Annotated in this window: 23 protein-coding genes and 1 pseudogene; 4 read left to right on the top strand and 20 right to left on the bottom strand. The window is 41.9% G+C overall.

All coding sequences use genetic code 11. The features are described 5' to 3' along the window. Positions 1-73: 73 nt before the first annotated feature. Both ACM0P2_RS09740 and ACM0P2_RS09735 read left to right on the top strand, forming a co-directional pair. A complete protein-coding gene (locus ACM0P2_RS09740; protein ID WP_013783912.1) occupies positions 74-757 on the top strand; it encodes a heavy metal response regulator transcription factor in 684 nt (227 codons plus the stop codon). After that, a complete protein-coding gene (locus tag ACM0P2_RS09735; RefSeq protein ID WP_032094236.1) occupies positions 741-2,138 on the top strand; it encodes a heavy metal sensor histidine kinase in 1,398 nt (465 codons plus the stop codon). The genes ACM0P2_RS09740 and ACM0P2_RS09735 overlap by 17 nt, the downstream gene beginning before the upstream one ends. Before the next feature lie 281 nt (positions 2,139-2,419). Here ACM0P2_RS09735 and ACM0P2_RS09730 read toward each other — a convergent pair whose 3' ends face one another. From ACM0P2_RS09730 to smc, 4 genes and pseudogenes are all read right to left on the bottom strand, one after another. Next, positions 2,420-4,354: a BRCT domain-containing protein gene (locus ACM0P2_RS09730; RefSeq protein WP_032094237.1), complete on the bottom strand. Its 1,935-nt coding sequence runs from the start codon at positions 4,352-4,354 to the stop codon at positions 2,420-2,422. A 187-nt stretch (positions 4,355-4,541) separates the two neighbouring features. Then, positions 4,542-5,570: pseudogene (ligA, locus tag ACM0P2_RS09725) on the bottom strand (NAD-dependent DNA ligase LigA); the annotation flags it as partial. A 230-nt stretch (positions 5,571-5,800) separates the two neighbouring features. Beyond that, the gene (zipA, locus tag ACM0P2_RS09720; RefSeq protein WP_419227645.1) at positions 5,801-7,360 is read right to left on the bottom strand and encodes a cell division protein ZipA; all 1,560 of its coding nucleotides are present in this window, start codon (positions 7,358-7,360) and stop codon (positions 5,801-5,803) included. 20 nt (positions 7,361-7,380) lie between these two features. Beyond that, complete coding sequence (gene smc / locus ACM0P2_RS09715) at positions 7,381-10,932, bottom strand: chromosome segregation protein SMC (protein ID WP_419227644.1); 3,552 nt, start codon at positions 10,930-10,932, stop codon at positions 7,381-7,383. A 241-nt stretch (positions 10,933-11,173) separates the two neighbouring features. Between smc and cysZ the strand changes: the two genes are divergently transcribed. Next, a complete protein-coding gene (gene cysZ, locus ACM0P2_RS09710) occupies positions 11,174-11,911 on the top strand; it encodes a sulfate transporter CysZ (RefSeq protein WP_159120346.1) in 738 nt (245 codons plus the stop codon). Between the two features lie 132 nt (positions 11,912-12,043). Here cysZ and ACM0P2_RS09705 read toward each other — a convergent pair whose 3' ends face one another. Together ACM0P2_RS09705 and nlpI are read right to left on the bottom strand one after the other, a co-directional pair. After that, the gene (locus ACM0P2_RS09705; RefSeq protein WP_419227643.1) at positions 12,044-13,642 is read right to left on the bottom strand and encodes a sel1 repeat family protein; all 1,599 of its coding nucleotides are present in this window, start codon (positions 13,640-13,642) and stop codon (positions 12,044-12,046) included. A 12-nt stretch (positions 13,643-13,654) separates the two neighbouring features. Then, positions 13,655-14,557, bottom strand: a complete 903-nt coding sequence (nlpI, locus tag ACM0P2_RS09700; protein WP_159120348.1) for a lipoprotein NlpI — start codon at positions 14,555-14,557, stop codon at positions 13,655-13,657. A gap of 135 nt (positions 14,558-14,692) precedes the next feature. Between nlpI and cdd the strand changes: the two genes are divergently transcribed. Continuing rightward, positions 14,693-15,100, top strand: coding sequence for a cytidine deaminase (cdd, locus tag ACM0P2_RS09695; protein WP_332874098.1), 408 nt, complete (start codon positions 14,693-14,695; stop codon positions 15,098-15,100). Between the two features lie 93 nt (positions 15,101-15,193). Here cdd and ACM0P2_RS09690 read toward each other — a convergent pair whose 3' ends face one another. The 14 genes from ACM0P2_RS09690 to ACM0P2_RS09625 form a co-directional block, all read right to left on the bottom strand. Continuing rightward, positions 15,194-15,862, bottom strand: a complete 669-nt coding sequence (locus ACM0P2_RS09690) for a hypothetical protein (protein ID WP_159120349.1) — start codon at positions 15,860-15,862, stop codon at positions 15,194-15,196. 2 nt (positions 15,863-15,864) lie between these two features. Further along, the gene (locus tag ACM0P2_RS09685) at positions 15,865-16,467 is read right to left on the bottom strand and encodes an RNA polymerase sigma factor (protein ID WP_159120350.1); all 603 of its coding nucleotides are present in this window, start codon (positions 16,465-16,467) and stop codon (positions 15,865-15,867) included. 9 nt (positions 16,468-16,476) lie between these two features. Beyond that, positions 16,477-17,169, bottom strand: coding sequence for an energy transducer TonB (locus ACM0P2_RS09680; RefSeq protein ID WP_419227642.1), 693 nt, complete (start codon positions 17,167-17,169; stop codon positions 16,477-16,479). Positions 17,170-17,265: 96 nt separating this feature from the next. Then, on the bottom strand, positions 17,266-17,436 hold the full coding sequence (locus tag ACM0P2_RS09675; protein ID WP_419227641.1) for a hypothetical protein: 171 nt from the start codon (positions 17,434-17,436) through the stop codon (positions 17,266-17,268). 96 nt (positions 17,437-17,532) lie between these two features. Next, entirely contained in the window at positions 17,533-17,676 is a 144-nt protein-coding gene (locus ACM0P2_RS09670; protein WP_419227640.1) for a hypothetical protein, read from the bottom strand. A 34-nt stretch (positions 17,677-17,710) separates the two neighbouring features. After that, positions 17,711-18,391, bottom strand: coding sequence for a DUF4328 domain-containing protein (locus ACM0P2_RS09665; protein WP_419227639.1), 681 nt, complete (start codon positions 18,389-18,391; stop codon positions 17,711-17,713). Between the two features lie 95 nt (positions 18,392-18,486). Beyond that, entirely contained in the window at positions 18,487-19,536 is a 1,050-nt protein-coding gene (locus ACM0P2_RS09660) for a DUF2157 domain-containing protein (protein WP_419227638.1), read from the bottom strand. 77 nt (positions 19,537-19,613) lie between these two features. Then, positions 19,614-19,871, bottom strand: a complete 258-nt coding sequence (locus ACM0P2_RS09655; RefSeq protein WP_159120353.1) for a hypothetical protein — start codon at positions 19,869-19,871, stop codon at positions 19,614-19,616. Between the two features lie 20 nt (positions 19,872-19,891). Beyond that, positions 19,892-20,116 carry a hypothetical protein gene (locus ACM0P2_RS09650; protein ID WP_159120354.1) on the bottom strand — a complete coding sequence of 75 codons (225 nt, stop codon included), beginning with the start codon at positions 20,114-20,116 and terminating at the stop codon, positions 19,892-19,894. A gap of 101 nt (positions 20,117-20,217) precedes the next feature. Then, positions 20,218-20,622: an MAPEG family protein gene (locus ACM0P2_RS09645; RefSeq protein WP_159120355.1), complete on the bottom strand. Its 405-nt coding sequence runs from the start codon at positions 20,620-20,622 to the stop codon at positions 20,218-20,220. 34 nt (positions 20,623-20,656) lie between these two features. Further along, positions 20,657-20,974, bottom strand: a complete 318-nt coding sequence (locus ACM0P2_RS09640) for a hypothetical protein (RefSeq protein ID WP_159120356.1) — start codon at positions 20,972-20,974, stop codon at positions 20,657-20,659. Between the two features lie 133 nt (positions 20,975-21,107). After that, a complete protein-coding gene (locus ACM0P2_RS09635; RefSeq protein ID WP_159120357.1) occupies positions 21,108-22,052 on the bottom strand; it encodes a hypothetical protein in 945 nt (314 codons plus the stop codon). A 109-nt stretch (positions 22,053-22,161) separates the two neighbouring features. Continuing rightward, a complete protein-coding gene (locus ACM0P2_RS09630) occupies positions 22,162-22,647 on the bottom strand; it encodes a shikimate kinase (RefSeq protein WP_159120358.1) in 486 nt (161 codons plus the stop codon). 67 nt (positions 22,648-22,714) lie between these two features. After that, positions 22,715-23,569, bottom strand: a complete 855-nt coding sequence (locus tag ACM0P2_RS09625; RefSeq protein ID WP_159120359.1) for a DUF1444 family protein — start codon at positions 23,567-23,569, stop codon at positions 22,715-22,717. Positions 23,570-23,671 lie beyond the last annotated feature (102 nt).

The raw sequence follows: 23,671 nt of genomic DNA, 5'->3' as shown, positions 1-23,671 counted from the left end.
CTCGAACACCCACTTGTTAAACATTTAGCAACACTAAGTACCGAAATCGCATTAAACATGACGTGAGTGAACTATGAAAATTTTGGTAGTCGAGGATGAAAAGAAAATCGGTGACTATATAAAGCAAGGACTAACAGAGTCTGGATTTGTCATTGAACTCGTGCGCAATGGTTTAGACGGTCATCATAAAGCGATGACAGGCGAGTTTAATCTAATAATATTAGACGTCATGCTCCCAGATATTAATGGTTGGCGGATTTTAGAGTCATTACGTCAATCTGGCAATCAAACGCCGGTATTGTTTTTGACAGCGAGAGATAGTGTAAATGACAGAGTAAAGGGTCTAGAGCTGGGCGCTGACGATTATCTAGTCAAGCCTTTTGCTTTTGCAGAATTGTTGGCTAGAGTCAGAACCCTTTTTCGAAGAGGAAATACAGTAGCTGCCAACCTGCTACAAGTCGCAGACTTACAAATGGACATCCCGTCTCGTGTTGTAAAACGCGCTGGCCAATCCATTAACTTGACAACAAAAGAGTTTTCGCTTTTAGAACTCATGGTCAGAAGACAAGGAGAGGTGCTTCCTCGCTCCTTGATTGCGTCTCAAGTATGGGATATTAATTTCGACAGCGATACAAACGTCATCGATGTAGCGATACGCCGCTTAAGAGCTAAAATTGATGATGCATTTTCCCCTAAATTGATTCAAACGGTTCGTGGTATGGGATACAAGTTAACAACTGATGAAGAGCAAAATTAAAAGGCAAAAGCCGTATTCAATTTCCTTTCGAACAATGGTATTTGTGGGAATAGCTATCTTTGTGTGTTTGGGCGTTATGGGCACACTCGTAGTCACCTCCATCGAAGATCATTTTCAAGAACAAGATGCCGATGAGCTTGATGAGGTGTTTCATGCCATTAAGTTAAAGCTCGAAAAGTCACATAATCAGTCAGTACAACCCAGTAAGCTTTTATTTCAGGCGGTTTCAGGACATCATGGTGTGTACTATTATGTTGAGGATGCCGAAGGAGATACAATATTTTCAAGCGAAGGAGCCGACTTTTCTTTCTTTCCTAAAACAGCCAAAACATACACATCAATTAATCCCGCAGACATGCTGTTATTTAGCGATGAAAACCATATGCATAGAGCCATTAAATTAGGTTTTAATACGCATGATACTAGCTATACCATCATCGTTGCTTCAAACATGGAATTTCATATGACATTTATGAACAGCCTTTTGAAATCGATTATTGGCATCATTATTTGTTCGGGCATTATTACAGTCTTAGCTGCGCGTTTTGCGATTTACAGAAGCCTATCACCATTGAGAAAGCTTACGCGAAAAATTGAAACCATCACCGCCGATAATCTTGATATACGACTAAACCCAGATGTGGTACCGGAAGAATTAATCACTCTAGTAAGTTCTTTCAATACCATGATTGAGCGGCTTGAGGATGGATTTGAAAAACTATCCCACTTCTCAGCCGATATCGCGCATGAATTACGAACCCCAATAACTAGCTTAACTACCCAAACCCAAGTGATGTTGGGACAAGCTCGGTCAAATGACGAATATGCTGAAATACTTTATTCGAATTTAGAAGAATATGAGCGTATGACGAAAATGGTAAGTGATATGCTGCTATTAGCTAAAACCGAGCACGGTCTTATAAAGCCATCAATTGAACCTTTAGATATTCAACAGGAAATATCAAGCCTACTCGATTACTTTAATTTACTCGCTGACGAAAAGCATATAAACATCCAAGTCACCGCATCCGCCCTTACTATTCAATGCGATAAAACCATGTTCCGACAGGCAATAGGAAATCTGATTTCAAATGCGATTAGACACGCTCCTAGTAATAGTACGGTAGAGATCAAAACGGAGTCCAAAGGAAAAAAGCAGAAAATAATGGTGTTAAATAACGGGGAGAAAATTGAGCCTCAGCATATTCCCAAATTGTTCAATCGTTTCTATCGAGTTGACCCATCTCGACAAAGAGATGGGCAAGGTACAGGCCTTGGATTGACTATTGCTAAATCTGTGATGAAAATCAATGGAGCCGATATGTACGTCGAATCAGATGAAAGTAAGACGGTTTTTATTATCGAGTTTAGCGATACTTAAAAATAAGATGATGACGACGGGTAATCATGTTTGGAAAATTGCTAATTTATCGGGCTATTTATTGAGGTCGCAATATGAATTAAATTAAGACTTATGAACATGTTAATTAGAGCATGTTCAAATATTAATAAAATAAATGAAAATTATTTTGAACATGCTGCATTACATGAGCCCAATTTGTCGTTAGATTATTTATTGGTCTGACTAACGGGAAAACCTATTTTAATTATCGTGTATTCTTACAACCGTGTTACCCATTTCGCCAAATCAATAAAGGAGCTTTACCTAATAAAGTCAAGATACTGCTGCTCAGACAAAACTTTTACTCCTTTGTCTTTTGCTGCGTTAATTTTAGTTTCGCCAACTTTATCGCCTGTCACAAGATAAGTTGTCTTTGAAGTTACCGATTTTCCAACTTTTGCGCCTAGGGCTTTAGCCTTCTTTTCCATATCTGATCGGGAACCTTCAATCATAGTGCCTGTAAAAACGATTATAGCTCCAGATATCGGTGATGACAATTTTTCAGTATTTTCTATAGCTGTTGGTCTTAATGCAAAGCCTAAATCATAAACCTTAAAAAATTCTTCCCTTATATTTTCTAAACCCTCTTTAATAGCCTCAGCGCTAATTTCAGCGAATCCATCAATTTGGATCATGTCAGAAACTGTGAGTTCAAATAAACTAACTAATGAATGATGTTCTAGAAGTTTTTCGCAATTCCCTGAACCTAACCGGCTAACCCCAAACGCAGATAGGAATCGCCAGTCTTCAATCTCAATACTTCTGCTCGCTTGGAGTTGATTAAATAAATTTATCGCCGTCTTCTCACCAAAGCCAATCCTTAAGAAATCGTCAACTTCTAAGCCATATATTTCATGGATATATTTAACTCCAAAGCTGGTCAGCTTTTCAATCGTCTTAGACCCAAACCCATCATTATTACCAAGAGTTTTGAAAAAATGAACTAAGGTGTTTTCAGTTTGCGCGGGGCAGTCTATTTTATTAGGACAAATTAAATTATCTGATTCCCACAACAAATGAGATCCGCAACTGGGGCATGAATCAGGAATATCAGGTGCAACCTTCGTTAAGACCTCTTCAATTTTGGGAATTACTAAACCACTTCTCACCAACCTAATTATAGCGCCAGCTCCAACGCCATTTGTTTTGACCATATTGTAATGGTGAACTGTCACTCTGCTTATAGTGACTCCACTTAATTTCGTTGGCACAAGTTCGGCTACAGGTGCTATCCTTCCAGTTCTTGATGTTTGTGGTATAACCCTAACTACTTCGACATTTGCAGATTCTTCATTTACTTTAAATGCTATTTGCCACCTATGGTTACGTCTTGTCGCGCCCATATACTTTTTAATAGTCTCATTTGTAGTCTCTAAAATTACACCATCCACATCAAAGTCTACCGAACTCCAAATACCCTCAACGATTGATTCAAACTCATCCATCAACACCGAAATTTTGACTGTATTATTTTTAAGAAGAGCGAAGGGATAAAATACACATGCGCCATCTTTTATAGCCTTCTGGATTCTGTTATCAACCTTCTTTTCAGCTATAATAGCGGCTTGGATATTTCTAGAATTTTCAAAATAACTACTGAGTACCTCAGTGAAATAACTTTTTTTAATGACTATTTCACCGGGCCCCAAACCACGCTCTCCGGAGTTGGCTACCTTCAATCCGCGTTTAAATGCTCTTGTTACATCTTGTCCTCTATAACCATCCCCTCTGGTATATAGAGTATCACCGTCATCAAAGGCTGCATAACCATCGAGTTTAGGTGTCACCCTAATATCAATCTCTTCTTCAGGTACATTCGTCTCTTGAGCTGCTTTTTGTATTCTCTTTACCCACTTCTCGATATCTTGAAGTGAATATGCTTTTTCCGTTGACAACATTCTTTCTGGAAGTTCGACTGTTTTAGACTCAATTAAAGGCTCTGGCTCAACAGTGTTAAGGTATGGATGAAGATGATTTTGATCTCGCAATAATGAAATGTATATATCATATTGCTTATCTGACAGAATCGGACTACCCGCCCGATAAAGGGCGTTGGATGCTTTTAGAATAAATACTAACTCTTCAGTATTTAAGTCTGACCGAGAGAACAACGATACTAATTTTTCTGGCTTAAATTCTTCACCTATCTCATTCAATATTTCCAATTGTTCTTTGGTAAAGTCAATATTCAGCATATCAAAGCCCTCCATTTAAACGAACAACTAAGGTGGTATTGTTATATCCTAATGATGGCTGATAAATATCCGTTTGGAAAAACGATGTAAGGGTATCGTTGAGACCTTTTGTGAAGACATTAATTAAATAATGTAACTTGAGTATTTGAACAAATCTATTTGAAACAATTTTGTCCATGGTGACACCCATAGCACCCGTACGTCCAACTTGGAATTCAACATCAAGTAAGGTAGTCACTTCTTCCTGCGCCGGGAATTTTTGTGCTATCGCCCAGCGTGGCGCCCTAGCCACAAATCCAAGCGCAGCTTGAAGATCGATGCGGTCAACTTTAAAAACCACGCCATCTATATCGTACGGCAGGTTGTCACGCTTTTCTAAAATACGGTTGTAGTAGTCGAGGCAACCCCTACCGCCTTCTGCAGTATCGATATCAGGGCACAACGGTAAACCCCATTGGCCAAGTTGCGCTAATCGCGCACTGTGTGTAGAGGGTAAAGTGAAACTCTCAGGCTGTACTACACCTAATGAATAGGCGTAGAACATCAGCGGGCGTTTAGCCGTTATTTTTGAATCTAGCTGGCGCAGGCTTCCTGCTGCTGCGTTACGAGGGTTAGCAAAAACCTTTCCTCCGGTTTCTTTCTGTTGCTCATTTAGTTTTGCAAAACCTTCTCTTGGCATAAATACTTCACCGCGCACTTCAACACGAGCGGGATAATGATCGCCGCGAAGCGTTAAAGGCACATTAGAAATAGTGCGAACATTTGCGGTAATGTTTTCCCCTACCTGACCATCACCGCGCGTTGCTGCACGAACCAACTCGCCATTTTCATACAAGATGCTCACTGCAAGACCGTCTAACTTAGGCTCACAGCTGAAGTCCATAGTTGCAGAGTCTTTCAATCGATCTTTCAGCCGCTTTTCAAAAGCAAGCAAAGATTCTTCATCAAAGGCATTGTCTAGCGACAACATTGGCACATCGTGCGTAACCTGTTCAAAAGATGAGAGAGCCGCTCCCCCCACTTTTTGACTCGGTGAATTTGGACTTAAAAGCGTTGGATATTGCTTTTCTAGCGCAATTAGCGCCTGCATGTCTCGGTCGTAGACCGCATCAGGAACAGACGGTTCATCAAGTACATAATACTGATAGTTGTATTCATTTAAGGTGTTGCGAAGCTCGGCAACTTTTTGTTGTGCTTGTTCTAAAGTGTCAGACATGGAAATTGTTGTCACGTATTAATCATTGAGAGTTTTACAGGGTGTTGTCTTTTAAAATCACTTGAGACAACGATTTATTTTTTTCAGGCACCAATAACAACGCGCTAGCGTCATTCCACTAAAAGTGAGAATGAATCGGCCACTCTTTCGCCCAATCTAATTGAAAAGGACTTGGGTATAAGCCAAGTCCTTGAGCGTAGTGAAAGCGCAAAAAATAGCGTTTAGGTAAGCTAATTACGGCAGATCATTCGTTTGCGTTCAAACTCACGAATTTTCTCAACATATTGCTGCAAACCCTGTTTAGTTAAAACGCTACGTCTTCCATCTAAAACCTGAGCGCCAAATTCATCGGCTAGTTTACGTGCCGCATTATGCATCATATTAAACACCTGATGCGGATCGCCTTCGATAGGTAGAATCATGAATAAGGAAACACCTTGGGTTTCAAACGTTTCAAGGTTGTCGATATCAAATACCCCAGGTTTAAACATATTGGCTAAGCTAAATAATACAGGCCCCTTACCATTGGAGTTAACGTGACGATGGAATATATCTTGGTCGCCAAATTTAAATCCAAGCGTAAGCAACATGGGTAACAGTGCAGCGCCAGAAATTGGTTCACCTTCTGGGGTTCTAACGTTTAACACCAAAACTTCAGGGTCAATACTAGACGACTTGCTCTGAGACGCTGAACTTTCATTCGCTGTATTTTCAGTGCCATTTGCATTGAAGCTATCTTGTTCATATTCAGAGATATTTTCTTCGCTGGTGTCGAAGTCTATGCGCATCTGATCGTCGCCAAAGTTTGGCTCTTCGCGTCTTCTAATTGGCGATTTACTGCGCTTGCTACGCGCAAAACGCCTTGGCTGTTCATTTTCTTGTTGCGCATCACTCGGTTTATGAGGCTCTTCAGGCGCATCTAAACTGAAGTCAGCCACTTCCCTCTCATTTCTTGCAGGTGGAGCAGTGTCTACCGATTCTTCTTCAACCGTAGGATCAATGTAAAACTTTTGCGCCGCTCTGCGTTGCTCTTCACGGGGCTTTTCACTTTGAGTATCAGCGTATTCGCCTGTCGAAGCAGTATTGCCTTGTAAATGATGGAATTCGCTGTCTGCATTATCAGATACATTGTTTGATTCTGCGTTACGGTAACTTTGTTCAGCTGATGTTATACCTTGAGACGATGTCGAAACCTCTTCATCCGCACCTTCGCGAAGTAAAAAACCTGGAGGTTCTGGAAATGCAGTTCCACCACCGTTACCGTCACTCGATAAAGTATCTGCAGGACGGGACACCCCCTTCATATGTGGCTTTGGATTGGTGACCACAGAACCATAAAGTTTTGGCTCATCGGGCTGCGGCGCTTTGTGAGGTTGATTTGAGGACTTGTTTTTGTCCCCATCGCCTACAGCGTCTTCTCGGCTTTCGCCGGTAATCGTCTCTTTATAAGCGCTAGATGATTCAGAATGTGGCGCTTTTGTGTGAAGGTCTGCATCAACCACGTCATGCTCAACTAAACGTTCATCGTCGTTATAAGTATTTGACGACGCGCTTTTCGCATCTTCTGGTTGTCCAACAACTCTTACTGCACCAATTCCTAGCTCGTCAAATCCTTCCTGTGATTCTGAATCGACATCGTTATCATCAGCATCCTGCCATTGTCTTGGCTCTAACCGCTCTTTTGCAGCTGGCTTACTGTTTTTACGAATTTTCCAAATACCGTGGGCTAGCACTGCAATAATGAATACCGTGCCCCCTAGGAGTAAAAATAGACGTAATTGATCTTCCATTTAATTTCTTTCGCCCTTTGTTATGCTTCTGCGAAGGCGACAGCTTCGTCAACATCTACCGCTACCATGCGAGAAACACCAGGTTCCGCCATGGTTACACCGGTAAGGTGACTTGCCATTTCCATCGCTATTTTATTATGGGTGATATAAATAAACTGCACTGTTTGTGACATCTCTGACACTAGGTTACAAAAGCGCCCTACATTTGCATCATCCAATGGTGCATCTACTTCATCCAACAAACAAAATGGTGCTGGATTTAATCTAAAAATAGCAAACACCAATGATAAAGCGGTTAACGCTTTTTCTCCACCGCTTAAAAGGTGAATCGTACTATTTTTCTTACCGGGAGGGCGAGCCATAATAGTCACACCCGTTTCAAGTAAATCGTCATCGGTTAACGCAAGATAAGCAGAGCCCCCACCAAACACTTTTGGAAAAAGTGATTTCAAATCTTCGTTGACTTGCTCAAATGTTGCAGAGAAGCGAGTGCGCGTCTCTTTATCGATTTTACGAATAGCTGACTGCAAGGTTTCTAGCGCTTCGGTTAAATCGTTATGCTGGGTATCTAGATGAGATTTTCGCTCAAACTGGGTTTCATATTCTTCCACCGCGGCTAGATTGACTGCGCCTAAACGCTGTAGATTTGCTTGGGTTCTTTCGAGGTCGTCCTGCCACCGCGTTTCCTCCGCTTCATCTGGCAGCGTTTCAAGGATACTTTTTAATGATTGCTGAGTTTCATTAAGCTGCTCCAAAATAGTGCTCGCGCGAACTCGATACCCTTCAATATCTATATTAAGCTTATCGATGTTAGTTTGGCGCGCCTGAATATCTTTTCCAAGCAATTGGTGGCCTTTTTCAGCCTCACGTAGCCACTGTTCTATATCGTCTAGCGCCGCTTGCTTTGTGCGCTTCATTTCTTCAAGTTCCGCCTTACTATCAAGCAACGACTGAAGCTCGGCCGCTTGCACTTCCTGTGGCGAAGTAAGCTGAGAAAGCTCCTGCATTAACCTATCTTTATTTTTTATGTATTCTTCGCGCTGCTGAAGGTTACGCGCAACCTGTTGATTATATAGATTTTGATGGTTTTCTAGCTGCTGTTTTTTAAGCGCAAGCTCATGATTTTGCGAGGTAAGTGAGTCTACCAAAGCGCGTAGTTCTGTGGTGTTTCGCTCATTAGCTTCACGCTTGGTGTTCACTTCATCTATGTGCACTTCATGTTCAAGAATTTGTGCTTCTTGAAGCTCTAGCTTTTCCGAAAGTTGCGCTAGTTGCTCCTCTTCTTTAGCTAGCATAATTTCTTGCTTCTCACGTTCCTCATTAAGCTTTGTAGTACGTGAAGACTGCTGTTCTTGCTGCATCTCAAGCAGTGATAGCTTGTTCTTTAACTGGGTAAGTTGATTCTCTTTTTCACTTATATTGCGTTTCAGTGTTAGGGCTTGTGTCTCAGTTTCTGCAAGTGAATCCTGCGCGTTATTCAGTGACACCTCAACTTCCGCGATTAGATGCTCGGTAGCCTCAACAGTAGAACCAAGTGCCTGAATTTTATTTGCCCTTTGCAATGCACCGTCGTTCACCTCACCAGGCTTCACAACCCATTGCTCACTTGCCCATAGTCCTGATGGGGAGATGAAGCTAGTAAACCCTTTTGAAAAATAGTAATGCAGCTTTTTACCATCATCAGCAACGCTATTAATTAGCGAGGTAAGTTCCTCATCATTTTCGCAAAGAAAAATATCATTAAAAAATGCCGGCACGCGATTGCGCGACGACACGTTGTTTTGATGGCTTTCACCTTGCTCACAAACTTCATTAACTAACTCGCTCGCCAGTGAACCTGATTTTGCGTTGGTAACAAACGCCGAATTCGAAAAGACTTTTATTCCGCTGGGCAAGCTTTCTTGTTGACTAAGAAGCGCCTCAATACTGTGGCTCGTTGCAACAACAGGGTCTTTTATATGTTGTAGTATGGCTTCTACACAAGGTGCTAAGCTCTCTTTAGGCTGAAATTGTTGCCATAGCTTTTCGATTCCCTCAAGACGTGTATCGTCATTATTAGCCGCATCTTGTTGAAGCGCTTCGAGTGCAGCCATTGTCGAGCGTGCAGTTTGCAGCTTTCCCTGCGCCTCGCGAAGCGTCAACTCCAATTCCTTAACCTGAGCTTTTTGATTTGAGGACATCTCGTTAACAGCACCGAGCGAGGCTTGAATCTCTTCTATCTCAAGTTCAATTTCTTCACATTGACCGGTCAACAACGCAATTTGATTCGTATAATCTTCGTTATTTATCTGTGTTAATTCATCGTTTATTTCACTAATTCGCTGCGATGTTCGCAGCTGCATGCTCATTGTCGACTGAATTTGGCTGTGACACTGCTGCACATGTTGTCGTAGTTGATTGTAAGTTTGCTCTTGCTCTCGGGATTTTGCGTTAAACTCTCTAAGCGCTTGCTCAGCATCTTCGAACCGCTCTTTCGCGCTGTCTAATTCAGCTTCTTTCAACGCAATTTCGGGTTCAATACTCTCTAGCGCCTCGCTTGATACTGCAAGTGCCTCTTGCGCTTCCTCAATGGATTGGTTGAGCACTTCATGCTGCTCACTAACTCTTGCTAACTCTTGCTCTACCTGCACTTTACGCTGTTTAGCATGAAGCGCATTTTGCTCTAGACGGGTTATCGCATTGCTAGTTGTAAAAAGCTGTTGCTGCAGATCATCAATAATCTGTTTGGTTTCTACCTGCTTAACTTTGTATGACTCAAGCCCTGCCTCGTCACCTTGTAACCTTGCAACTAAGTCATCAATTTCAAGCTGAAGGGCTTGCTGCTGCTTTTGTAACGCTTCTATGTGTTCACTATTTTTTAAAAAGCGGATAGCCGCTAGCTGACCTTTGAGTTCTCTGGCTTGTGCTCGTAGTGTTTTATAACGGGTAGCAGCGGCAGCTTGCCGCTGCAGTTTCTCAAGCTGTTTGCCAAGTTCATCACGAACATCATTCAATCGTTCAAGATTATCTTGTGTGTGCCTTATGCGATTTTCAGTTTCTCTGCGACGTTCTTTGTACTTTGACACGCCTGCGGCTTCTTCGATGAAAACGCGGAGATCCTGTGGTTTAGACTCAATTAGCCGTGAAATCATGCCTTGTTCGATAATGGCATAAGAACGTGGTCCTAACCCTGTTCCTAAAAACAGATCCGTTACGTCTCGTCTACGGCATTTGGTGCCGTTAAGAAAATAGGTAGAAGTAGCATCTCGCGTAACTAAACGTTTAACAGAAAGCTCATTATAATTGGCAAATTCACCGGCTATTCGCCCCGCGCTATTATCGAAAACAAGTTCGACACTGCACTGCCCGACCGGCTTACGGGAAGATGAGCCGTTAAAAATCACGTCGGTCATAGCGTCACCACGCAAGTTTTTAGCGGAACTCTCTCCTAAAACCCAGCGAACGGCGTCGATAACGTTTGATTTCCCGCATCCATTAGGGCCAACAATAGCCGTCATTTCTCCGGGAAAAGGAATAGTAGTGGGCTCGACAAAGGATTTGAAACCCGCGAGCTTTATCTTTTTAAGTCGCATATGTCATTCCTCTGTAAAACAGAGTCAGCGGCCGAAAGAGCAAAAAGTACGACTGAAAAAGCTGACGAATTAGGAATGATGCAATCACACGTAAGATTCTTTTGTTATTATGTCTCGACTCTACCAAATCTAACAGCTTGTAACAATTACCATTTAAGTGAGTGAGGCAGAGTTTGCGCCTTGCGCGTATGATAAAGCAGATAGTCATAAAACTTGGCGTTTTCACGCAAAAGGAGTAGGAATGAGTTCAGGTGGTGTACATTATTTTTTTGAAGGCTTCTCGCTTATTAAAACCAAAGGGCTTAAGCGTTTTGTTTTTGTGCCTCTTACCATCAACTTAGTGCTGTTTTCCGTGGCCTTTTATTTCTTATTTGGCCAGATTGAAATGGGCATTGCCTATGTTATTGACCTTGTCCCAGAATGGTTGGGTTGGATAAAAACAGCAATCAGCTTTTTCTTATGGCCCTTAGCGGTAATCAGCGTACTCTTAATTTTCGCGCTTATTTTTGGCACCCTCGCTAATTGGATAGCCGCACCTTTCAATGGGGTGCTATCAGAAAAAGTAGAGCGACATTTGACTGGTCAAGACTTAGGCGATGAAGGCGTAATGTCTTTAGTTAAAGATATTCCTCGCACCGTAGGCCGAGAATTCACAAAATTCATTTGGTACGTGCCTCGCGCCATTGGCTTTTTACTATTATTTTTCTTTCTCCCCGTCATCGGTCAAATCCTGTGGTTTTTATTTAACGCATGGATGATGGCTATTCAATATTGCGATTATCCTTACGATAATCACAAGGTAGATTTTACTCGTATGCGTTTGCACTTAGGCGAACACAAAGGTAAGGCGATGACCTTCGGAATGATGGTTAACGTTTTTTCTCTTATACCTGTGGTTAACTTTATTGTAATGCCAGTGGCAATTTGCGGCGCTACGTCTATGTGGATTCGCGAACTTAAGCATACTCTTCACGACTAAGACCACACGTCTCGTATCAAAAATGGTTACGAACACATTCAATTAGAAAGCTAGAAAATATTGCGCCTATATTAATTTACTTATTTAAGTGAATATGCGGCGCATTTGCTGCTATTGAAAAACAGGTTAGTACTACCCTTTAGAGCCAGTAAAAGCTTCATATTCTGCTAACCAGTGTGCCGCTTCTTTTTGATTTCCACTGTTGTGGAAGGCCTGAAAAAAATTCATCGATATAGGTCGCTGTACATTTTGTCTTTCGAGCTGCTGTTGCCAAAGCACAAGATATAAAGGAGGGATAACACCGCTGTCGTGATGCTCCATAAAAGTGATCCGTCGGCTTGGCTTATAGCTGTTTTTCCCTAATATTGTACAGGTTTTAGCGCGCGCGATTATTGTAGCAGGGTCTATATCCAGCCAGTTGTTAACCGTGGCGTAAGGCGCATACCAGAACTCCGAGTCAACAATGAGATTAGGGGGCGAAAAGTCACTGATATCGTTTTCATCACACAGCCTTGTCGCCATTCCTTTGCCAATAGGATACTCATCAGCAAAGCCTGCGAAATGGGCCAGTTCATGAACGAAAACCGAGTATGCGTCGCTGATATCTAAATACATTACCCCATTTTGAACATTCGCTTTTCCTTGCTCGGCCACAACAACGGCATGACTAAACTTACGCTTTTTGGCAATACTTGCTAAAGGCGTGATATTACACCCTAAAACGCCCGTGTTGTTGAAGTCTGGATTGCAGCGCAATACGTCAGCTTTAAGCCAAATTGGCGGGGCAAGACAGATAGAAAGCCCTTTTAAACGCTCATCATTTTCAAACGACTGATAAAGACTGTGCGCGCGCATAATAGTAGCCAAGCTTGTTGCAAATGGCTGTATACGCTGCAGGCAATCTGCATTACTCTCCCAATTATATGAATCTGCAAGCTTTATCGCTTGGCTTTCAGAGAGTGGCGTGTACAGGCCAGTCGATTCTAGGGCTTTCTTTGCTTGTAGGTGACCCTTTTTAGCAGCGAATTTGAAGTGTTCTTTGGCTTTTGAGTATTCGCCCTCATCCCACAGCAATCGGGCATACTTAAAAGCGCTTTGCATATCGAGTGTCGCTGTTGCCGCTAAAAGAGGCTTTGCAAGGGCTTGTTGTCCATGCAAAAGATACCAGTCAGCCAATGCTGCTTGAGCAGGCAAGTAATCTTGCGAAGCTGCCCGAATTAACCACTTTTCACGCTTTTCTGGTGATTCTGTCGACATAGCAAATGCAAGCTGAGCTTCAGCGACATCACCCAGTGCCGCTAAGCGCATAAAGCGCTGAGACGCGCCTTCCTCTCCTAGAATCTGATAAAGCAGCCATGCCGCATCTGCGTTTTCAAGGTTAACGAGTTTTTCGAGGTAATAAGTAGCGGTTGATTCCTCTATACCGTTTTGTTGGGCAAATTGTTGTTCGTACGCCTTTTCAAATTGCATTAATAAAGCAGATTGCGCCACCTCACTGCCCTGCTTAGATGCCAACCAGAGTAACGCGAGCGCTTCAGTAGTTTGACTGGCAGGAAAGTGTGACAAAGATGACGTTTGATCATTTGGCGTTTTTGCAACTCCAACTAAATCGTCGTTAATTTGTGGCAGTTGGAGCACGCTTAATGCATTGGCGATAAGTTGAGGAGCATATCGCCCACTGTCGCTAGCAACAATAAGCAGCGCGAACACGGCTAGAAATAGGCCTCGCATAATGTAGGTCTATTACTCTTCGTTTGCTGGTGTGCTTACTGCGTTCTCACGCAAACGGTTAAGCTCCATTCTTGCGTATCTGTGTTCAACATAATCGAAAACGTTAGTACTAAGCGCTAGCTTAAAATAGTTAGACGCTACGCCACTGTTTCCGCGGTGACTGTGGAATTTGCCCAAGTAGAAATACGCTTCGCACAATCTGTCTGTCAGCTCTTTTTGGCTTTTCACTCCGTCAAGCAACGAATTAAGCACGTCATTTTCATTAACGGTACCTAGAAACAAATCCACCAGCGTTGTTGCCCAATGGTCATTGTTTAGCGTAGGTCGAATAGACGCTAAGTAGCTTTGTCCATCAAGCTCAGACACGTCATGATGAGCAAAATACGCCCATAGAGCACGGAATGGGTCAGTGTCATCTTTTTCAAAGAAGCGATTCAAATCAGTAATTGCAAGCTCTGCTCTTCCGCCGTAATACAATGCAATACCCCGATTTAAAAATGCAAAATCATAATCCGGGTTAATTTCTAAAGTAGAGTCGAATGCGTCATAGGCTTGAAGAAAATCGTTTTGCTGAATGTAATGAATGCCCATCGAATTATGAGCCTCAGCGAGGTCAGGCTTTAAGTTTATCGCCTGGGAGTAATCAAATTGAGCAAGGCCCCCTAAGCCAACGCTGTCATAGAGCATTCCACGTTGAAAATGTAGCTCAGCTTTGTCTTCATCGGAAAGCGCAGGACTACTTAAAACTTGGTTGTAACGGGCAATCGCCATTTCCGAACGCGGATTAACGGGCGCAGGCTCGGCTAAAAGCAAGTTTCCCATTTGAGGCCTTTCTGAAACAGGTGGTGTTTGTGCACAACCGGTTAAAATAGCAGCGAATAAAGAAAAAAAGATGAGACTAACGTTTCTGCGCATGGTAAAAAAGCATTCTATAAAAAAAGAAAAAACCGCCTGAGTATTTAGTATACGCTTGTCGCGGCATTAATGCCGCCAACCTTCTCGCATTTGATGATAAAAGTAAAGCGTATTGGGTGGTTAACACAGGTAGCTATGAAGAAAAATAATTTAGAAAAACTATCACAACTTGCTTTTGACGCACAGAAAAACTCTCATTCACCTTATTCCAACTTTAAAGTTGGTGCTGCAGTGCTCACTCCAACAGGCGACACTTTCTCTGGTTGTAATGTAGAAAGTGCCGCGTTTCCATTAGGGCAATGTGCAGAAGCCACCGCCATTGGCAATATGGTGACACAAGGCCAAAAGCGTATCTCACATATTGTTATTGCTAGCCCTAACGACGAATTCTGCTTCCCATGCGGCGGATGTAGGCAGAAAATTGCTGAGTTCGCGCCAGATGAAACCCCCGTTACCATGGTAAGTCAAAGTGGAGAAACATTTGAAACCACTATTGGTGAATTACTTCCCAACGCTTTCCGGGCCCACGATCTAGACAAATAAACATACTGCGAAACGCTGTTCGTAAGCGAGGCTTGAGCGAAACATTACCGCCCTTGCCTCGTTTACGAATTTATATACCCTGCTCTATTCCTATCAGCATATCAGCGGCTTACTTGATTGCTTTATTGAAAGTATTCTTCCCTGTGCATCTAAGGCCAGCGCCACGTTAGCACCAACACTAATATCACCCTGTATGCGACCGTTGATATTCAACGATGTAATTAGGTTTTCAGAAACCACAACCTGCTGCTTTTTACAATTCACTAGAAGCCAGTCCCCATCTTGCGATTGCAACGTAGCTGGCTGCAGAGTTACCGCTTTAGCGACTAAGTCACTCTCAACATATTGGCGCGTGTAGGCGTTGAAACGCGCTTGATAGTCGTTACTCGTTTTATTAGCGAACAATTTATCTTCGCCTTTAAAACCGTGGTAGTGAACAATGTCTACATTATGTGCAGCGGTTTGCCTACTTGGCAAAAAACGGCTTTGGAATGTTCCAACATTATATACTCCTAGCATAGCTACAATAGCAAATGCCACCGCGGTAAATCGCAGGGTTGAAGAAGCAAAATAGGCGCGAATGTGCGAGCCAACGTGCTCGAACATACGTTCTTTTTCATTTTCACGTCCTTTAGCCTTGTTATGTGCAAGCACATTGGCGCGTATTCGGGCGTTTACCTTGTCGGATGATGTATCATTTTGCTTCTGTATTTGCTGGCTGCGTCTAAATGCATCTTGTAGCTCTTTATCTGAAATAGACATGATTACAATTTCTCCAGCATTGTTTTAAGACTGTCTTTTGCATACCGTATTCGTGTTTTGACCGTTTCTTTTTCAGCTCCACATATGGCGGCTATCTCCCTAAGCCCAAACCCTTCAAGCTGTAGCGAAAGCGCTTCTTTTTGCTTGTAAGGCAATTGCTGAATACAAGCCTTGAACACGTCTTTTTCTAACCCTTTTGCCACATCTTCTTCTATCGTTGACTGGGCATGCTTTGTTAATTCACCTGACGAGAACGATTCAACCGCGTCGTTGTTATATTCAAGCTTGGCGCTTTTTCTTAACTCATCTATAAGCGTTCGCCTACCAATGGTGAAAAGCCATGCTTGAAAGTTGTCGCCGCTCTTAAACAAATGACTATTTTCGATAACTTTTATCCAAGTGCGCTGACAAATATCTTCAGCTACTGTGCTATCACTCAACACCTTTAGAAAATAGAATAGCTTGTTGTTGTGTAAATCAAAAAGTGCGGCTAAGGATGCTTCATCACCCTTTGCGCTGTACTGCAGCATCAGCCTTTCACTCACACCCAACGCTTTTTCGCGCTTACCTTGAAACAGGTTTTGTAAGCTTGCGCCTATACTCATAGGCAATCCTTATTGTTCTAGTTTGAAATCTAATACTACAACCATACCTGGTTGACTAACAGGCTTACCGCCATCTAGCTTGGGTTTGTATTTCCATTTTTTAAGGGCTCTGCGTGCGGCTCTATCAAACACCCGTTTGGGCTGTGAATCTAGTACCTCAATATCAGATACAGCGCCACCAGCAGTAACCGTAAACCCAAGTTTGACCCAGCCCTCAACACCATCACGACTAGCTTCTGGCGGATAAGTAGGATCTACCCTAAATTGGGGTGTAGCCTGCATATCACCTTGAGCACTATTTAAATTTATCGATAGATCTAATTTTGTATTAGGAATGTGTGTTTTTATTTCAAAATTGCCAGGGCCGTCGTTGGGCTCAGGATCAAGTTCGACAACTTTTTGTGGCGGCGTTTTAAGTACTTGCTCAATGGGCGCAATGGGCTTTTTAGTAATAGTGCGCTCATCTTCAGGCTGGAAAATGATGGGTTCAAAAAGCACAGGTGGCGCTTCGCTTATGTTTACCTGATCTTGCTTAATAAGTTCTGCCATCAAGACAAAAAGCCCTGCGGTGACGGTTCCCCCCACAACTGCGATTACAGCGGTACTAATAGTGCGTTTCAGCAGAGGCGCTTTCTCAAACGGTAGAACACCATATTGTGATAGGTGCTGTGAATTAGCGCTTGGTAGTATGGTAGTTTGCATAATGTTCCCCCTTTTTTCACTAAACGGGGGAACTCAAAGAAAGGGGTGAAAATAATTATTTTTTATTTACGCTAAGCGTAGGTAAAGAGAAAACCCTTATTTATTTTGATCGCTGGGCCTTTCGCCTTCACGTGCATCTTCACTAGAAGTTCTTGCACTATTAGCGTCTTGGCGTTTATTTAATTTAGCTGCCGCCATAAAGCCAATAATAAAAATGGCGAAAATAACCACGCCTACCCAAATTAATACGTTAAAAAGAAAGTCCATATCATTCCCTAGTCACAATTTTGTGAAATAACTTTAACATTTATTGGTTTAAGTAGGCGAAATAGATCATAACGCCTGTTTTAGCCATAAACTCGGTTATTCAGAATGCTCAACACCTATGGCCATTACGGATTGCCCATCCTTAATTGCAGGCATTTGATTGACCATCATCACGGTACCATCAACAGGTGCTTGTATAGTTTCAAGGTGATTACCAAAGTAATCGACTACCGTTCCCACATCTTGCCCTTTCTCAACCTTGTCTCCTATTGCCTTAGACGTTCTGATAAAGCCTGTGGTTGTGCAACGCTAGCTGCGCTCTAGAAACGTTTTTAATCAATAACCATGTGATTAACGCTAGAGGAATAGAAATGATTTCTGAAGCCTGTGAGACCAAATTTACATTCATAATTTCTGGTATTTCCTCCGCTCTTCTGGACATTCGAAAAACCGCCTGTCCCACCATGCTATTCGCAATCCAAAAAAACCACCAAATACCTAAAATTGAACTGACTTTTTCAACCGGCCAATCACCTGGGTTTTGACTAGCCTGCCAGATTTCTTTCATCGCTTGATAGGGTTTCCATAGCGATACTATTGGAATGAAATAAAAACCTATCGACCAGCCTGGCGAAAACGACATATCTTTCGCACCAAAATGACGTGCATTTTGATTTGATTGATAAATCCACTTGAGAATTAAAACACCGGATAGGATAAACACTCCAAAATACAAGAGTGCAATGGCCTGCTGTCTTTTGTCATTGACTTCAGCATCGGCTACCGCCATTTCTTGGCTAAAGTAAACACCATTTTGAAAGTCGGTTAGAAGCTGATATTCCATTAAATTTGAGCCGATAGCGACGAGTGCCAGAACAACTTGCAACACAAGCAAATATTTAATCCACACCATAAGGCGGCTAGGGTCTTTAAACTCTACCTGCTTCTCTGACATATCTATTTACTACCTTCAGTTTTCGCCACTTTAATGGCTGTTATAAAAATGTATTTTACCGATTGTCTTTTCGCGCATTTACTAAGCGTTCTTCGTTACCCAAGTTTTTTATCTAGCAGTTCCTGTAGCGGCTTTGGCAAAACATGACGTGCTTTGCGCGTAATCTTAATTTCATTCTTTTGCCACCATATGCCTGCATACACTACACCCAAACCAATTGCCGTTAACGCAATGGGAAAAAGCCAACTGTCCTTAAACACGTTGGATGCTAAGTGCCCAAGATAAAAGCAAGATCCTAACGCACCGAATATCACAAAGACTTTTCGAACCAGAAATGCACCTAGCCCCACCATGGCGAGGTTTATACAAAAATATAAAAACTTTGAAAGTTCACTGTCTGAGTGCTGGCTTGAAAGCCCGCCCCAAAACGCAATAACGCCAAATAAATACAACCAAAATGCGTAATCAGCAGTGTGCCTTGAACGTATATCGACCCAAAAAGCCAATAAGGTCATGAGTATGCCGAAGTACATAGATACTTTTGCGCGAAATTCCCACGTATGAGAATTCCATATATCGTCTTGGTCAATGATAAGCATGACGACATCCATGCTGATGTACCAAAGCGTTACAGCAATAGGCATAATTAAAAACGGGAACTTATAACGCCATGCTATGATTAAGCCAGTCATCAATGTACCTAGTTCCATGTACAACCACAGCCATTTAATACGCGTATGGAACTGACGGTAGACCGTATCGTCATCGGGCCACAGGCCAAGCCACTGTTGAAAGCCGTAGATAGCAAGCGGCGTTAAACACACCACAAAGGTAGCGCAAATACCTGCCGGAATGACTAGATTCTTATGTGCTAACGAATTCGCAAGCTTTAGGCCTACACCGGCATAAAGCAGCGATATAAAGACGATTCCTAAGCCGCCAAACTGCTCCCACCCCAAATTCATAAATAAGGTCATAGCGCCTATCGCGATTAGACCACCTAAATAATAAAGAATATGGGTAAAGGTAAATGCAGGAGTATGTTGGCTTTCTGCCTGAAAAAAATTATAAAGGTCAACGCCCTGCTGTTCAGAGATAATGTTGTTGGCCACAGCTTTTTGAATACTTGCTTTCGATACTTCCATGTAATTCTCTGAAATAGCTTGTAATACTTAGAACTTTTACTTTACGCGGTTATGGCTAAAAAGCCAGCCTAGAAAAGTTACAGAGCTTTTCTTATCTCTTTGTCGTACGCTTTTTCAGATTTTTTCCACATTAAGTGGCCAAAAGCGACGCCTGCAATGGGAAAGATAATTAATGCGATGATTGGCCGTACCCAAATATTCTCTGATGGCTCGATATACTCCATTAACGCGGCCCAAAGGATGGCTGTGGTGACACCCCACCCTAAAACCCCGTTAATTAAAACGAAGCGTTGCTTGCCTTTTTCGCGCGTTTTTGCCCACTTTTCCATGTTCATTAAGATATCCTTTTTTAAAATCAAGCAATCATTACTAAGCCGACGAAAACAGCGACTACGCTAATAAAACCAACCGCGAAAGTCCGTCCTTCATCTTTTCCCGCTCTTGGATATTTGCCGAAGGTTAGGAGTTTAAGCACCACATGGCCTATACCTTTTAAAACCAATTCGACGATAAATTCTACCAGTATCCACTTTATTATTCGAAGTATAAAGCGGCTCAGCGGCTCCAATACGTCTTCCATAACTTTAATACCTTTTAATTTTATTTTTTATTAGCGGTCGCCTTTTAACCATGGCGCTGATAACGTCCTTTGCTCGATAATCAGGTTGCTTTGACCTTGAACTACCAGCTAAAATTACGAATAAAAATCAAAGTCCACATTGCCAAAACCGCAATAAAATTGATAGTAAATACCACACCGCGCAATCTGATATTGTCGGTAAATATCTGAACAATGCTGTGTAGCACTCTGCCAATCACAAATGTCCATGCCAAGTAGATTTGCACACTGGCTATCGGCTCATCCATTGCGATTAGCAATACGCAAGCGGTATAAAAGAACATTGGCCATTCAAATTGGTTGCTTAAGTTTGCGCTGATTTTAGGCTGAATAGTGTGAAAAGGGTTCGAGCCGTTTATGCTTCGACCTACTCCCCATACAACGGGTGCGCGAGCTACGGTTAACAAAGCATAAAGCACGGCACACCAAACGATGTGAAGGAAAACGGGAGTGAGAAGTGGGCTCATGACTGCTACGTGATATCCGTATTATAAATTTCGCCTATAAAGAAACGGCTTTAACTCGGCGTTCGCTGTCTATGTAGAAAAGTGAATACCCCTTTGTTTTAAACTGTTCTCGCAGCGTTAAAAGATACTCTATATCTTTTTCAATCACTATTAGCTTCTTACGCCCGGTATTATCGAGGGCGGACATCAATGCCTCGCCGTTGGCTTTATCAATCTGTGTACCAGCAACGATATAGCTGGTATCTGTAGACATAATTAATAAGCCTTTACCAAGATCCGCTGATTTCTTACTTGTAGAAGCACAACCAGTAACTAGAAAGCAAATTAAGAGAAGAGAAGTCCAACTTTTCATAGATATCCTTTAATATTGTGTATCGCCTTATGTTTGAAAGTACCACGTTTCGCCTTAAACGAAAAACCTTCGTCATCTGTGAATTTTTTGAGCCTATTTACAGCGACTTGAGATGTCAAAGCTATATTTGCTCTCATATAGCACTATGAATATATGCTTGCTCGTTAGGATAGTCGACAACAATGTGCAAATACTTCAATGCAGACCCACCTAGTGCCCCATCAATCCGCCTGTCCATCATCGAAGACATAAATTGATGAAAATTAGGGTCGGGTCTGCGCGTGAACCACACAGGCCCTATCGTCGATTTGCCAACGGTTATAGCCGGAACGCGAATCATATCTTGGTTTGAAACTCGGCATCCGTTTTCAATCACTAACCAATCGGAGTGGGCTTTCGTCCATTCATCAAATATAGAAGCAGCTATAAAGGACGTTCCACTTTGTACTTCTGGTAAACCTGCCACTGTTGCTGCTTCACTTGAAGGCCATGCTGACGCACCTGTATCTAGAAGCATGGGAATTAATTTTCCATCCACTGAAATATCAATACTAGGGAATGCTAACGTGTAGTGCCCTTCTTCATTTTTCTGAAACCCTAATGGTATGGTGATTATCGTGTCTGATAGAGGTGCTTCATTTAGTACAGAAATGCTTTTATTGTGGTAATCGAATTCAATAATCTTTTCAGCATGCCAGCGCCCACCTAAGGTCCCGTCGCTCATTCCATTCCGGCTAATATCCCCTTTTGGCACAACTTGCAACTTGCCTTCCCACCAATTATTTAGACCTGCACCTGGTATCGAAACAGATTTATTAAACTGAGGCATAGCAGTAACCTCGATAGGCCCATCTTCGGCTTCTTTTGTCTGCGTATGCCAATGGTATTTATCACTTAGTTCTTTAGAAATCGCATTCCACCCGCCACCTGTATCCGTAAAAAAAGTAATGGTTGTACCATCAGTAAGCTTTGGTGTTAGGTAGATCAAATCATTTTTAAATTCACTGGGTAACTCATCAGAAAAGCAAAAAGAAGAAGGAAATAAAAATAAAAATAAAAATAACAATATAGATTTCATGCTGGCCTTCCTTTGGCAATGTTTTTTGTGCGAAGAATTGTGGCTATTATTAATTAAGAGATTTAAGCAAAAGCTTTACTTGTTCTTAAATGTTAGCTAAGCCGAACTATCAGCTTTTTTCATTTTGGGTAACCATTTTTTTATGACCACTATAGCTTTCATAAAATTGCTGGTGCGCAGAATAAGAAAACGTATCGTCTCTTTCCGTATATTGCCCTATCCAATCTATCAACATTGGTAAATTATCATCTTGGGCTTGTTTGGTCTTGTACTTATGGGGTTCCCAAGGTCTTGATTTCGCATTAGCTATACACAACTTTACAGGTAAATTCATAAATATAATCTCAGTAGACTGCGCTTCGACAAGTTGTAATAAGTCTGTGTAACACCCTTCAATAACCCAAGTTTTATTAGAGCCGGTAAACGCCTGTATCTCTTGTGCAGATTCTTTGATCGGCTTCCTTTCAGGCGGGCTAGTGGGTTTCCATGCGAGGGTATCGAGTTCTAAATGTGATAGACCGCGTGTTTCACGCAAATGTCTCGCCAACGTAGATTTACCAGAACCGGAATTACCAAATATTAAAATTTTAGCCACGGTGTTTTCCTTAATTCGTCAGCAAAAGGTGTCAAGAAACACTGCTTATTCTATCGCCGTTAGCCTGCTACTCGTAAAACTTAACCCATTTACCTTCTTTGCGAATAAACCCAATGTTAGACACGGGATGTGGCCAGTGATTATCTGGGTTATGCACGATCTCTCTCACCGTCTCTAAACTATCCACATCCTCTGAGCCCGTTACAATTACAACGTCTCTAGAGGGCACATAAACTACTATATCGCCTTTCACAGGAAAGTTTTCTTTTGACCATAGCGCGTCATAAATTAAAAAAGACGCTTCGTAAGTACCATCGGCCACAACCATCGAGATGGTAGAAGGGTCACCTTTAATTTGTAGTGACTCAACAGTATTCATCAAATTTGACAATGAAAGGTCTCTAAGGTCTTTTTGCTCTACACCTAAGTTAGCAATATCGTCTTTTGGCATGAACTTAATAGAAGAAGGCGTATCAATGGCATAAAGAATATAAAGAACGTCATTTAACTTTTCATAAAAGAAAGGAAACTCACCCTCATTATTTTTGCTCATTAATTCCGTTATATGGTTAATATAACCTTTATCTTTAATAACGGGGACGATATGAGTTTTCTCCATATTGGCCTTTACGTCACTACTGTTTTTCGTTAACGCACTAATATACGACTCAATAATTACGTCGAGCTCTTCAGGGTCAGAAAGGTAATTCATGTAAGCGTTATTGAGATAAGCGGTAGACGTTCCTCCATCACTATAAGTCATTTCAATCTCTAGACGACCTTTTATATCGGCGCTTACAACCTCAGTTTTGGTGATAACTGCGTTCGCATACCTTTGAGTAAATGCACTTTCATTTAAAATACTTTGAGCAAACGCACTACTTATAAAAAAACACACAAACGCCAATATGAATATTTTCATTTTTTACTCACTTATTTCCTTATTAATTGGAAATCTTACGACTTCCTTTTTTGATCTAATGTCGCATTGATGAGCTTTTCAAATGACGTATTTGCTTACTCT

It is taken from the genome of Alteromonas sp. OM2203 (assembly GCF_048517045.1).
Classification (GTDB): Bacteria; Pseudomonadota; Gammaproteobacteria; order Enterobacterales; family Alteromonadaceae; genus Alteromonas; species Alteromonas gracilis.
The sequence above is the reverse complement of the archived record's forward strand: the minus strand, read 5'-3'. Positions and strand labels throughout refer to the sequence as shown.